Origin of the sequence: Paenibacillus sp. MZ03-122A, assembly GCF_024213325.1 — a bacterium.
In the GTDB taxonomy this organism is placed as follows: Bacteria; Bacillota; Bacilli; order Paenibacillales; family Paenibacillaceae; genus Paenibacillus; species Paenibacillus polymyxa_B.
This window is the reverse complement of sequence record NZ_JANAVI010000007.1, coordinates 255285-269274: the sequence shown is the minus strand read 5'-3', so window position 1 is coordinate 269274 and position 13990 is coordinate 255285. Positions and strand designations below refer to the sequence as shown.

8 protein-coding genes are annotated in these 13990 nt (G+C 46.5%); 4 read left to right on the top strand and 4 right to left on the bottom strand.

What is annotated here, in order from left to right:
* Window positions 1–84 precede the first annotated feature (84 nt).
* From NLX74_RS17185 to NLX74_RS17175, 3 genes are all read left to right on the top strand, one after another.
* Window positions 85–2385, top strand: coding sequence for a glycoside hydrolase family 127 protein (locus NLX74_RS17185; protein ID WP_254329444.1), 2301 nt, complete (start codon window positions 85–87; stop codon window positions 2383–2385).
* A 440-nt stretch (window positions 2386–2825) separates the two neighbouring features.
* Complete coding sequence (locus NLX74_RS17180) at window positions 2826–3770, top strand: copper amine oxidase N-terminal domain-containing protein (RefSeq protein WP_254329415.1); 945 nt, start codon at window positions 2826–2828, stop codon at window positions 3768–3770.
* A 3-nt stretch (window positions 3771–3773) separates the two neighbouring features.
* The gene (locus NLX74_RS17175) at window positions 3774–7067 is read left to right on the top strand and encodes a DUF5704 domain-containing protein (protein ID WP_254329414.1); all 3294 of its coding nucleotides are present in this window, start codon (window positions 3774–3776) and stop codon (window positions 7065–7067) included.
* 296 nt (window positions 7068–7363) lie between these two features.
* Here the strand turns inward: NLX74_RS17175 and NLX74_RS17170 are convergent, their stop codons facing one another.
* From NLX74_RS17170 to NLX74_RS17155, 4 genes are all read right to left on the bottom strand, one after another.
* Window positions 7364–8371, bottom strand: coding sequence for a DUF5643 domain-containing protein (locus tag NLX74_RS17170; protein ID WP_235307466.1), 1008 nt, complete (start codon window positions 8369–8371; stop codon window positions 7364–7366).
* Window positions 8372–8594: 223 nt separating this feature from the next.
* Window positions 8595–9170, bottom strand: coding sequence for a hypothetical protein (locus NLX74_RS17165; protein ID WP_254329413.1), 576 nt, complete (start codon window positions 9168–9170; stop codon window positions 8595–8597).
* Between the two features lie 68 nt (window positions 9171–9238).
* Window positions 9239–10438, bottom strand: coding sequence for a DUF4179 domain-containing protein (locus NLX74_RS17160; protein ID WP_254329412.1), 1200 nt, complete (start codon window positions 10436–10438; stop codon window positions 9239–9241).
* Window positions 10410–10994, bottom strand: a complete 585-nt coding sequence (locus NLX74_RS17155) for an RNA polymerase sigma factor (protein WP_235307469.1) — start codon at window positions 10992–10994, stop codon at window positions 10410–10412. The genes NLX74_RS17160 and NLX74_RS17155 overlap by 29 nt, the downstream gene beginning before the upstream one ends.
* A gap of 368 nt (window positions 10995–11362) precedes the next feature.
* On the opposite strand from NLX74_RS17155, the gene NLX74_RS17150 reads away from it, so the two are divergent.
* Window positions 11363–13834: a rhamnogalacturonan lyase gene (locus NLX74_RS17150; protein WP_254329411.1), complete on the top strand. Its 2472-nt coding sequence runs from the start codon at window positions 11363–11365 to the stop codon at window positions 13832–13834.
* Window positions 13835–13990: the final 156 nt, after the last annotated feature.

Sequence of the window (13990 nt, the reverse complement as noted above, 5' to 3'; positions counted from 1 at the left end):
GGCTCGTTGTGTCTGGTATGCGTTTTTTATCCCAAATTCGCCTTAAAGGAGGAACGGAAAGTGACTCTTAAAGCAAAAGCCCATATGAAAGCAAGGCCGTTCGCACTGAACGAGGTGGTATTGGCTGAAGGTCCCTTCAAACAAGCGATGGAGCTGAACCGATCTTATCTGTTGGAGCTTCAACCAGACCGCCTGCTGGCGCGTTTTCGGGAATATGCCGGACTTACGCCCAAAGCGCCTCAATATGAAGGCTGGGAAGCGATGACTATTTCCGGTCATACACTGGGACATTATTTGTCCGCTTGCTCCATGATGTATGCTTCAACAGGCGATGAGCGTTTTAAAGAAATCGCACATTACATTACGGATGAACTAGACGTTTGTCAGGCGGCGCATGGTGACGGATATGTATCCGGTATTCCAGGGGGAAAGGAACTTTTTGAAGAGGTGTCTGCTGGAAATATTCGCTCGAAGGGCTTTGACCTGAACGGTGCCTGGGCCCCCTTGTATACACTACACAAGTTATTCGCTGGCCTGCGGGATGCGTACCATTTGACAGGCTGTAATAAGGCATTAGATGTGGAGCGTAAGCTGGCAGACTGGCTCGAAGGAATTATGAAGCCGATGAGCGATGAGCAGATGCAGCAGATGATGTTTTGCGAATATGGAGGCATGAATGAGGTATTGGCAGACTTGTATGCGGATACCGGGGAAGAGCGCTACTTGCGGCTGGCTGAGTGCTTTTGGCACAAGCTGGTGCTGAACCCACTTAGCTCGCAGGAAGACTGTTTGCAGGGCATTCACGCCAATACACAGATTCCGAAGCTGATCGGGCTTGCCAAGGAATATGAGCTCACGAATGACACGAAGCGCCGAGAGACGGTGGAGTTTTTTTGGGAGCGGGTGGTGGATCATCATTCGTATGTTATTGGCGGGAATAGCTTTGGAGAATATTTTGGAGCGCCAGATGGCTTGAATGATCGCATCGGGCCTCATACGACGGAGACGTGCAATACCTATAACATGCTTAAGCTGACCAATCATCTGTTTCAATGGAATGCTTCCGCCAAGGAAGCGGACTTTTATGAGCGAGGTCTATTCAATCATATTTTGGCTTCGCAGGACCCGGTTCACGGGGGCGTAACGTATTTTCTGTCGCTGGCGATGGGCGGGCACAAGCATTTTGAAAGCCAATTTGACGATTTTACGTGCTGTGTCGGCACAGGGATGGAAAACCATGCGAGCTACGGCAGCGGCATTTATTTTCACGATCACGATAAGCTGTATGTCAATCAGTTCATTGCCTCCACGCTGGAATGGAAGGACAGAGGCGTTACGCTAAAACAAAACACTTCCTATCCAGAGACGGATCATACGACGCTGGAGATTCAATGCGATCAACCAGCTCCATTTACGCTACTCATCCGCTATCCATATTGGGCTAAACAAGGAATTACCATTCGGGTAAATGGCAAGGAACAATTGGTCTTATCGGAACCGGACAGCTTTGTCTCTATCGCCAGAACATGGATTGATGGTGATGTTGTAGAGGTGACAATTCCGATGTCGCTGAGGCTGGAGCAGATGCCGGATAACCCGGGTCGGGTAGCTGTCATGTATGGACCGCTGGTGCTGGCAGGCGACTTGGGACCCTTAGAAGATCCTAAAGCCAAGGATTTCCTGTACACACCCGTATTCATTCCTCTAACGGAGGAGCTAGATGCCTGGATACAGCCCGTGGAAGGCAAGACGAATACGTTTTGTACCTTGAATGCAGGGCATCCCCGGGATGTGGAATTGTCTCCTCTGTATAAAATGCATGACCGTACGTATTCCGTATACTGGGACATTTTTACGAAGGGAGCTTGGCAGGAGGCGGAACAGGAATACACAGCGGCACGCGAAAAGCTGGCGATTCTGGAGCAGTGTACGATTGATTTTGCCCAACCCGGAGAAATGCAGCCGGAGCGGGATCATAACTTCCAGGGAGATGCTTCGACTCGCACCGGATATGTGAATAATCGACCTTACCGGAATGCGGGAATTGATGGCTGGTTTTCTTTTGATTTAAATACAGATCCATCTGCTCTGATGCTGTTGGTCATTACCTACACAGCTACGCTGGAAATGCCTAACTGCGGTTTTGATATTTTGATTAACGGTCATCTGCTTGAGCTTTTTAGTGAAGGTTTTGATGAGGCTGATAAGTTTTACAACGTTAATGCCGCTATTCCGGCTGCATATCTGGAGGGGAAGGATCAAGCGACGGTGACCTTCAAGGCCAAGCCGGGACAGCGTATCCGCAGATTGTTTGGGCTTAGAATGGTCAATAAAGAGGTGTATGAGCAGCTCTATCAAGCTGGAAGTCCAGGTATACATGAATGATCTTTGAAATGTTACGTGAGAGAAAAGTAACGTTTGATTTTTAGGCCGGTATGATTTATGATGTAAGAAATATTGGATGATGCTGGAATAATCCATATGGTGGTATGATCTGATATATTCATAGTTTTGTTGCGCGTGAAGCACACGGGCTGTTTCTTCCTTTATAGGGGAGAGGCAGCCCTTTTTTGTTGAGATTTTGCGGAAATATAAAACTTTTTAAAGAGTCAGTTCTATGGATTTAGGGGGGAGGGGGTGCTCAATAGAGTCTATTTGTTTGGAATGCTTTGTATTAGAAGTTTTTCTTATAGATTTTGTAATAGGGAAACCCTATAATATATAAGTTGTATCCAGTATTTTCCGAAAGTGGGGATGCGATAAGTTTATGAGATTAGAGATGATATACATAGTTTAAAGTTTAAGCTGACAAAGGGGATAGAGAGATGAGTGTGAAAAAATGGATGTTGAGTTTGACCGCAGTCACGTTGCTATGGGGCGCGACAAGTACGATTCCAACGACGGAGGCAGCAAGCAGCACCAAACCCATTGAAGTTTTGTTAAACGCGAAAAAAATACAGTTTCCAGATGCCAAACCTTTTCAGGATAGTAACGATTATGTGATGGTTCCGATTCGTTTTGTATCCGAAGCGCTAGGGGCTAAGGTAGGCTGGGAGAAAACAGGCGGTCAATTGGCTGTGTCGATTAAAAATGATGCACATGCCGTTAACATGACAGTGGGTCAAAATACCGCTACCGTGGATGGACAGACCAAAACGTATGAGACAAAGATTATTTTGAAGCAAAACCGTACTTTTGTGCCGCTGCGGTTGGTAAGTGAGGGTCTGGGGCAAACGGTAGAGTGGGATAAGGTCAGCCGCTGGGTCTGGATTGGGAAGAAGGAAATTGCTGCGCTGGAGGATACGGGGCATAAGGCGGTGAGTATTGAGCCTTATAAGAAGGCGATTGGCACAATGCCTGGTCTTCTAAACAATGTTGTCGGTCAGCCGTATGACAAAGTAGTGATCTTTAAACTGTCCGACTTGCCTATTAAGTTGTTGCGCGATATTTATTCAGTCGAGCCTTATACGAGTCCAAAGGGAGTTCCATACCTGAAAGTGCGGGCCAAAACAAAATCTACAGCAGGCAGCCTTTTTTACTTGACTAAAAATAAGGATGTGCGCCTTCGCCCTGCACTAGATGAAATGACGCAAGATAATGGAGACGGTACAAAGATGCTCTATTACAAAATATATTCGTACGCTGACGCTAACCTTTATAGCAACAAGGATTATAAAACCTTTAAGCTGCAAGACATTGAGTATATTGGTTTTGATCTCGCGTCGAGAGACTACATCCCAATAATGGTTAACCCGTGGAAAGGTAATTAAGACATGGGGAAAACTGAACGCATTCTGGCCGTATTGCTGGTGGGGGTACTGCTTTTGTTGCAGCTCCCACCTTTTTCTTTTCCCATTAATAAGGCGGCAGCCAATACAGAAATTACTCCGCTGTCCTACTATGCAGACAAGAATAATCGTTACTTTGTCGGTATGATGTATTTCGATATGTGGAAGAATATCGCAGGGACGTGGGTCACAAACGGTGGTAAACAGCCTGGAAAAGGGATGCATGGTGAGGCTACTTTTACTTACAAATTTAGTTTCCCGGGTAGAAAAATAAAAAGTGTTGAAGCATCACTTTATAAACCTAATGATGAGAACAACAAACTGAACCCTGACTATATCAAATATTTTGAGAAATCTCGTTCTGATAGCTATGAAGAATACGTACGTTACATAAGTAAAGGCACAGTGAAGGACGATATTCGTTCCTATCAAATAGAGGGGGTTGGAACGGACTCCACCATTATTCCAATTACAGTAAACATGATGCTTAATGCGGAAGTCATAGCCAAAGATATCAAGGAAGAGAGTTGCCCCACCTGCGCAAAGGAAGTAGAAGCGTACCGTATCTACCAGCCCATCCTGTTCAAGATTGAACTGGAGAGTGGTCTAATCGTCAAGCATTTTACCACTGATGGTAAATCACTTAACAACGTATTCACACCAATAGAGGATGAGCTAAAAGCTGATCAGCCGTATGATTTCAACCCGCCAACCAACCCGAAATATGAGTATGTGGGTTATAAAAAAAGCACGACAGGTAAACCGCCAAGCGGAGATATATTGCCAGGAATTGTACCCGGATTTACCTATGACGGTTCTTTTGAGCAGTTTACCGCTTATTTGTATTACAAAGAAGCTCAGGGCTGTCCTAAGCCTGGAGAAAGCCAAGAGGGAGCACCCTCAGATTGCCAAGATAATGAACAGCCAACAAAAGGTGTTGTCTGCTCCCGCCCCGTTCCAGGTCTGCGCTTGGAAACTACCGAACTGGACCCGACAGTATCTGCCGTTATCAAAGCAGACCAGCGTGGTAGTGAACAATTTGACGTATCCAAAGGTATTCCTACATCTGAAAGCCTATACGGTCATGTGCAAGCGAAGAGATACCTTTTTCAACATAAGTTTATGAACATGACAGGCCAGTGTACATATACGGTTAACGTAAAACGGGAATATCGGTTGACCTGGCGGCCTAAGAAAAAATCTCGGCGGAGTGAGACGGTGAAGCGAACCTACACTTACCAAATCGTTCGTCTGTATTCATATTGGGCGATAGACAATTTGGAGGTGTATGGCATCAAGGAGGCTACGCTCCGAAATTATGCGTTACCTAATGAAACAATCACCCTGCGTCCGCAATCCTATACACCCCCTTCCTATGTTGCAGCGACTCAGGGCAATTTTTATCCGCCCCCTGCACCCGGGACAGTGGATGGCGGCAGCCGTAGCAAAAACGGTGGCAGCAGCAAGCCAAGTGTGCCTGATGACCGCAGTGCACTGAAATCCAAGGCAGAAGGGGCCGTAAAGGAAATCGAAGTGGAGAACGATACTCTGACCTTTGAAAATAAAATCATTATGAATCCGGAGCGCGTCAAGGTGAATGGCCCTAAGCCAGGCGTTATACCCTCTTCCGGAGCGATTGGGCCGGATGTGCTGTACAGTCCGAATCATGTGATTGATAAGCATAAGATAAATAAGTCCAATACGCCCAGCAGCGGTGACATCACTTACGCTATTCTCAAGGGAAATATCAATGGAGGTGCGGATAAAACGTTCCCGATACAGGGAATCAATACAGTGACTGTCCACACTCCCGTAGTGAATCTGTCTAGTGTGTCGGACGATGCTGCTCATAATCAGAAAACCCAACCTACGAAGGGACGATCCGCGCTTATTTTGGAGCGCCCTTTCCGGGTGACGATCTCGACAGCAGGTCCGCATTTGAACATTCCTGGCTATGGTGATCGGGAGTATGCCAAATATGTACGAACCAAGCAGGTGAGATTTCCGTTCGATGTGTACGACAAAGGAAAGACACTATTTTATCCACGAGGTACCTGGATCGACATTCCGGTGCTGCAGCTCGACACAGACTTTTATTTGCCCGTATGGGTGGATGAAGGCAACTATACAGTAGAGTTCCGTACCATTGCCGAAAATGCACCGGACGGGTTCACCGAACAGCGCCATGCCAACACGGATATCGCCCATCATGTAGCCAATGATGTGGTGAATATTGAGGTCATCGGACGGATGTACGATTTTCATATCACGGATATTGCCGATTACCATTGGGAGCGGGTATTTCGGCAGCGAAAAGGAAGTCCAACGCATAGCGGTCTGTCCTATTGGACGGGGCTTGGCAATATTGACGGGTTGCCTAGAGGGAACCCGGAGCCATTCACCTTGCCCGTTCGCCCTGGCAGTCACCCATATGAAGGTTATACAAATGTGGCGGTCAAGACAGGCTATCATTTCAAGTTTGACCTCAAGACCAAAGGGAATATGTTTAGCGCCAAGGATGGTATTCGCATCACGCCATCGTTCTATTGGGTGAGCAAAGATGGGCGACAGCGGGAAGAGGTAGATCTGTATACACATTCCGGCAGTCGAAAATTTATCCGTTTGGGATCGGCGGAGGACCGGGAAAAGCGATATGTTATTTTGAATGAACGGCTGCGCAATGTGCCGATGGAGGAAATGCAGGACACGGCAGCCTACCAATACAAGCATGAGCTGAGTGAAGCACAACAAAGCCAGTTGACACTGGAACGCTATGTTTCTCTGTATGCCCAGCGTATTGCACGCAGCAGGACCTGGGTTGGACGCTACGACTGGCTGGTGCTGCCTGCGGCTGTGCGTACCTTGATTGGTCCGAAGACAGACCTGCCGAATGGGGTCAACGTGGATCGCGCTAATGCGTCGATTCAGCGCTGGTATGGCGAATATAGCCTGCCTGCTGATGTGTACGCAGTCACCAAAGGCACGAATTTGCGCGAAGTCAGTCGCCGTCAGGAGCTAAACGAGCATACAGATATATTCAAGAAAACGGGCTTTATCGTCGTCCGCTTTAATGTGGAGTCACTGCGTCAGGGGGACGCTGAGCATCCACATTTACAGTATATAAATGGCCCGCTGTTGAACCAGTGGCTACTGGAGGGTTACCGCAGAGAGATAAAAGACCCGTACGGGCATACCTTTCATTTACAGGACGGGGATGTCGTGTTTTATCATACAGATCAGTCCAGCCGAGACGATTTGAGTTCATTTGTCCCTCACTAATTGGGATATATACAAGATTAAGGATAGCCTAAACCTTTCCTTAACGATATTGTACAAACTTACAAGCTACTGTAATAATATTCATATATTTATATATTTTTATATTTATGTATCTTTCTGGTGCGGGTGCAGTGGGAGCCAATAAATGAGACCACTCTGATACTTGTATAACCAGTATAACCAGTAGAACCAGTAGAACCAGTAAAGTAAGCCCAGGAAGGAAAGGCTTAGTGTAAAGTAGACAAAGCGAGCAAGCCTGGATAATCATTCAGGCTTGCTCGCTTCTTGCATTGATGTTATTGGGCTGGCACGGGAATCTTCATTTCGAGTTCCTTAATGTATGTTTTATTGCCGTTTTTAAATTTCCCGTCAGCTCCCTTACCTTGACCGACAATACTCCAATTTGAGGGATCGACTGTAAATGTATACGGTTTGATCGTCACATATCGGGGTTTGCTGCCTACAGCACCGTACAGTTCATCAATATGATACTTCGTTTTAGGCTTGCTATTTGAGAAGCCGACTCTCCGTTGCTGAAGCGTTTTCCCCTGATCATCTACAATGTCATAATACATCATGGATGGAGCGTATTTTCCTGTCTGCTTGGCAGACGCAGGCACTTGACCTTCGCTATCCAGCACCAGCCGGGTTGTATGGGAGGTAATATCGAGCTGTTTGACTGTGTAACTGAATTTCCCACTCTTTTGGGTTTTATTCGGCTTGATACTCACCATATTACCGTCCTTTTTAACAGGGACTTTAAACTCAAAAGGCTTGCTGATTCCGGTAACCCCTACCTGGATCGTCATTTCAAACTCGTCTGGAAGTGCACCCAACTGATTGTATTCAGCTTCTACGGCATTCTTTTGAGATACTTTGTCTCCAAACATGGAATGGATGCTTTTCAATTTGTTCCCGTCTACCAGAACCTCGGGGGTCTTGATATAGCCCTTCTTCTGATCTTTCTCAGGAACCATGCGCTTTTTGAATTTTTCATTGGTTCCTTTGGGGTTTATTGGCATATATGGGCTCATGACTCCCTCAGGTAAATTTTTGCCTTCCCGTTCGATGGAGAAGGACAAGCGTGTGCCATCATAGAACACATCGCCAAGCTTCAGCGTAACCCCGTCCTGCGTCAGGCTCAGATTGGAAGAAGCGGCTTGCGCAGATTTTGCATCAGTAGCTGCTGCTGCAATGGGGGAGATGAATTTTGGCATCGCTGCCCCTAATCCCAATATCGCGAAAGCCGACGTTGTAAGTAATACCCGTTTTAGAAATGTGGATTTTGAGTTTGTCTGTTGCACTTTAGAATATCTCCTCTCCGGAAGCCGTGATATCCAATCTATACATTGAATATCACGGCGACTTTGCCTTGTCTGATTCGTCTATATAACACTCCTGGTGTTGTACAGGAGAGCCCTACTGCGTAAGCTCTCCTGTAACTGAATTCTTTTCATGTAGAGCATCACTATACATGAATCACTGAAGGTCTGTCTGTTCCCGCTGATCAGCACTTCGGCATGATTCTCAGGAACCTTTGTTGACTTTTTTGACAGGGACTTTGAATTCAAAAGGTTTGCTGATTCCGGTAACGCCTACCTGGACGGTCATTTCAAAGCTGTCTGGAAGTGAATCCAGCTTACTGTATATAGCTTCTATCGTATTTTTTTTGGATATTTTATCCCCAAACATGCCAAAACTTTTCAGTTTGTTCCCTTCTATCAGAACCCCAGGTATTTTGATATAGCCCTTTTTCTGATCTTTTTCAGGAACCATGCGCTTTTTGAGACTTTTATTAGTTATTTTGGCGTCCATTGGAATATACGGACTTAAGACCTGCTTAGGCAAATTTTTGCCTTCCCGTTCGATGGAGAAGGACAGGATTTTGCCATCATAGGACACATCGCCAAGTTTCAGTGTAACCCCGTTTTGCGTCAGGCTAAGCTTGGAAGAAGCGGCTTGTGCGGGTTTCGTGTTACTAGCGGCTACTGCAATGGGGGACATAAATTTTGGTAATGCTGCTCCCGTTCCCAATATTGCGAAAGCCGATGCTGTAAGTAATACTTGTTTTAGAAATGTAAATTTAAAGCTTGTCTGTTGCATTGGATAATATGCTCCTTCCACGGAAGTTTGTGTTATGCGAAATTTCTGTATTTTTGAATCATTTCTAATTAGTTATTCAGGGGAATCTTCATTTCGAGTTCCTTGATGTACGTTTTATCTCCTCTTTTATGCTTGCCGTCAGATCCCATGCCTTCACCGACAATACTCCAATCAGCCGGCTTGACGGTCAAGGTGAAAGGCTTAATCGTCACGTATTTTGTATTTGGCTTAAGTGCATTATACAGCTCATCCACATGGTATTTTGTTCTAGGCTTACTGTAGAAATAACCGAATTGGCGTTGCTCAATAACGTTGCCCTGATCATCCACAATATCGTAATACATCATCGTTGGCGCATACTCTCCCGTTTGCTCCGGGGAAGCAGGCACTTCACCTGTACTGTCCAGCACTAGACGAGTCGTTGTTGAGGTGGAGTTCAGTTCCTTCACGGTATAACTGAAGCTGCCACTGGTCTTTGTCTCATTCGGCTGAACGGCAATCATGGTGTTGTCCACTTTTACCGGAACCTTAAATTCATACGACCCGTCAACACCTGTAACTGAAGTTCTGACCGTCAAATCAAACTCATCTGGCAGGGAGTCCAACTGCATGTATTCCCCTATAACTGAATTATTTTTGCGTGAATCATCCCCAAACATGAATCGCTGAGAGTCCACTTTTTTGTCATTTATCAGTACTTCTGGACGTTTAAGGTAGCCCTTAAGCTGATCCTTCTCAGGCACTTTATGTGCTTTTACCCATTCGTCATCGCTATTTTCAGTTTTGGCATCCATAGGTATATAAGGATTCATAGAGGTTTCCGGCATATTCTCGCCTTGACGCTCAATGGAGAAAGACAGGCGTGTACCGTCATACAGAACATCGCTTAATGTCAGCGTAATTCCGTCATGAGTCACACTTTCATTAGGATGACTGAGAATGCCCTTATCTACAGCAGTCTGAATTTCATCCGAGCTCAATCCATAAAAAATACTGCCAATTCCGGGAATTTGCTTGAGTGTGGCCGCCATCGTGGGTGATACAAATCCGGCGCTTACCACTCCTGTCCCTAATATGCCAACTACGGATGCCGCCAGAACAGCCCGTTTTGCAAATTTCGATTTCGTCGTCTTTCTTTGCAGGGCTCTTTTTTCAATCTCCTTCATAATTTGATCACTCATACTGCCTCTGGGCATGACTGATTCATTGATCCAATTCTCCAACCGGTCCATTTCGCGCTCATAAGGTGGTGTTGGATGTTTGTCCATTAACAAGTCCTCCTTTGCTTCTCTGGTCCAGCAGCTTGCGCCGAAGCCGCTCGTATTTTTTACGGATGGTTGCTGACTTTAAGCCCATAATGTTGCTAATCTCCTCAAAGCTGTATTGCTCAACAGCCTTCAGTAGCAGAATATGGCGCTCTTCTGGTGTAAGATAAGTCAACAGTTCTTCAATAACACTTTTATGAGGGGATACCTGAGCGATTGACTTTTGTTCCTTGACCTGCTGAACCAGTTTGAGCCAGCGGCTGTGTTTCCTTTTGATGTTCATTAAGTGATGATAGGCCATCTTGTATAGCCATGCCGAGAAGCTGGTCTGTCTGCTGTATTGATGAAGATGCTCATAGGCTCTGATGAATATGTCCTGAACCGCGTCCTCTGTGGCTTCATGATTCTTCAAAATATAGAAGCAGTAGGTGTACATCTGCCGCTCGAATTGTCGAATAATGATTTCGTAAGCCTGCTGTTCACCAGCCTTGACGCGTTCTACGGTCAGCTCGATCTGGCTGTGTTTATCCTGTTGATCCCCGGGGATGGTTGCCTGCAAGAGCTCACCTCCTTGTATTTATGTCTATATAACAATCGCAACGGGCCGTTTTGTGACATCATTTTTGTGAAACCTTGATAGGTATGTATGTTTTGATCACAGCTCGTCCATTTTATCATCTTATGATATTCGGATATGTTCACTTCAACTAACATAGTTGGTTCAAAAATGGACCGTTAGTAGCGGGCTAATGGGGACATTTCAATTGAAACGGACAACAACACGGATTTGTGTAGAGAAATCCTCGGATATTTAAACGCGTTTGGGGGAACGGCAAAACTATAATAGTAAGGAAATTTAATTTATGTAAGCGCAATCATTTCAGGTATTAGCTTGTCATCACAATACAATTGAGGAGGACGACCTGAATGGCTCGAGGGAAAGGCGTGTGGCGAAAGGGAAGCTTGACCGCCGCGTTGGCAGCGATGCTGGCGATGACGGGGACGACTGGAGGAGTGGCTGCGGAAGACTTATCCGAACCCACACTGCAGGCGGAATCAGCAATTGCAGTAGAACAGAACCGTAGCGGCAGCATTCAGCTGGAAAAGCTGGATCGCGGATTGGTAGCTGCGGTGACGCAGGAGGGGATATTTTTAAGCTGGCGGTTATTGGCTCAAGAAGTGAACGGTTACGGTCCAACGGGGCTGACAGGAGCAGACTTTAACGTATACCGTGACGGTAAGAAGATCGCGACGGTGACTGACAGCACCAACTATGTGGATAAGGAAGGAACCGGAAATGCGGTGTACAGAGTAGCTTCAGTCGTAAAAGGTAAGGAAAAGGATCGTAGCGCTAAAGTGAAGCCATGGCAGCAGGGTTACTATGAACTTCCTCTCCAAAAGCCTGCCGATGGTGTAACACCCGCAGGTGAATCCTATACTTATTCGGCCAACGATATGAGTGTGGGGGATGTGGACGGAGACGGGCAATATGAATTTTTTGTAAAATGGGACCCGTCGAACTCCAAGGATGTATCTCAGAAGGGGTATACCGGAAATACGTATGTCGATGCGTATACGGCCGAAGGCAAGCTGTTGTATCGGATCGACTTGGGCGTGAATATTCGATCAGGTGCACATTATACACAGATAATGGTGTACGATTTTGACGGCGATGGTAAAGCCGAGCTGATGTTCAAAACGGCTCCAGGGACCAAAACGATTTCTTTTGATAAGAAGGGCAAGCCGAAAAAAGAAAAGTATATTACTCTGCCACGTGAGGATCGCAAAGCAGGGATTACACATGAGGACGATTACCGTTTGAGTCGCTCGGATTATTATGAGCATGTGGTGAACATGTTCATGAACTGGACGAAGCATGAAGAAGTGGTCAAGGGACAATGGCCTGCTACGCTGGAGGAATGCTTTGGCATCGCTCCGAAGTACAGTTATCCGTTATCCCGAAAGGATGCGGAAAGCCTGACAGACTACTTTATGGATGTATATGCACCATCACGGAGCGACAAAAACAAGCTGAGAGAGTTCGAGGGCTTCATTGTCGATGGACCGGAGTATTTGACGATTTTCAAGGGGAAAACGGGAGCTGAGCTGGATACCATCCGCTATGAGCCGGAGCGTCATGACGATGGCCTCATGTGGGGCGACTACGCTATGGCCCGAATTGAACCCGCCAACCGCGTGGACCGCTTCCTGGCAGGTGTGGCTTACCTGGACGGGCGCAAGCCGTACGCCGTATTTGCACGCGGCTATTATACGCGTTCCACCTTGGCTACCTACACATGGGATGGTCGCCATCTCCAAAAACATTGGATGGTAGACAGTGGCTGGACACCGATGACCAATCCATTTAACGATAGTCCGCATGGGCGTGATGGAACGGACCCGAAATTTGGCACCTTGACCACACAAGGAGCGCATTCTTTGAGCGTGGTGGATGTGGACGGTGACGGCAAGGACGAAATCGTATACGGTTCCGCCACGATTGACCATGATGGCAGCCTGTTGTACAGCTCATTTGATGTCATGCCTCCTGAAAGCGCAACTCGGGGTCAAACCGCCAGATTGGGACATGGTGATGCGCTGCATGTAACCGATATTGACCCGGATCGCCCCGGCAAAGAAATCTTTATGGTACATGAAGGTGGCACTTACGCTCCATATGGCTATTCTTTGCGGGATGCCAAAACAGGTGAAATCATTTACGGCGCATATTCCGGCAAGGATACAGGTCGGGGAATGGTCGGTGACATAGACCCGGATCAGCGAGGTCTGGAGACCTGGGCCATAGGCCTGTGGACCGCAGCGGGTAAACAGCTGGATACGAAGATGCCCGGTACCAATATGAGTATCAAATGGGCAGCTGATATGACCACACAAATCGTAAACGGCGCAATTGATGTAACCCCAACCATTGAGGATTGGAAACGAGGTACATTGTTGACCGCCACTGGAACCAAAACGAACAACTATACGAAAGGAACGCCATCGCTGGTAGCCGACATTTTCGGAGATTGGCGGGAGGAAATGCTCGTCCGTACAGCGGATAGCTCAGCAATCCGTATCTATCTGAGCACAGAACCTACGACGCATAAATTGTACACGTTGATGCATGATCCGCAGTATCGCACGGATGTGGCACGTCAAAATACCGGGTATAACCAGCCGTCCTATACGAGCTTTTACTTTGCGTCCGATATGGATTGGGCGAATGTGCCGATTCCCAAGCTCTACACGCCAAAAGCCTTAATAGAGGAAGAGAGCAGTGACGAAGCGGATGAAGTAGAGGCAGCAGAGGTGGATGAGGCAAAGGCAGCAGAGGTAGATGAAAAAGAAGTCGATGGAACGAAAGTCGATGGGACGGAAATAGATGTGAAGGAATGATAAGAGGAGACTATTTCCCAAAATATATAATGAAATTTCTTGTCTCAAAAGGAGAGCCGTATTTACGGACTCTCTTTTTTTACGTCTTGATGTTATTGAGAATATGAAATGTAACCGCGCACATGTAAAGTGTACGATACATTACTTGACGTAAAA

Excerpts from the sequence above, each read along its gene's own strand:
- NLX74_RS17185 (WP_254329444.1), top strand. The coding sequence starts at position 85 with ATGAAAGCAAGGCCGTTCGCACTGAACGAGGTGGTATTGGCTGAAGGT.
- NLX74_RS17180 (WP_254329415.1), top strand. The coding sequence starts at position 2,826 with ATGAGTGTGAAAAAATGGATGTTGAGTTTGACCGCAGTCACGTTGCTA.
- NLX74_RS17175 (WP_254329414.1), top strand. The coding sequence starts at position 3,774 with ATGGGGAAAACTGAACGCATTCTGGCCGTATTGCTGGTGGGGGTACTG.
- NLX74_RS17165 (WP_254329413.1), bottom strand. The coding sequence starts at position 9,170 with ATGCAACAGACAAGCTTTAAATTTACATTTCTAAAACAAGTATTACTT.
- NLX74_RS17160 (WP_254329412.1), bottom strand. The coding sequence starts at position 10,438 with ATGGACAAACATCCAACACCACCTTATGAGCGCGAAATGGACCGGTTG.
- NLX74_RS17150 (WP_254329411.1), top strand. The coding sequence starts at position 11,363 with ATGGCTCGAGGGAAAGGCGTGTGGCGAAAGGGAAGCTTGACCGCCGCG.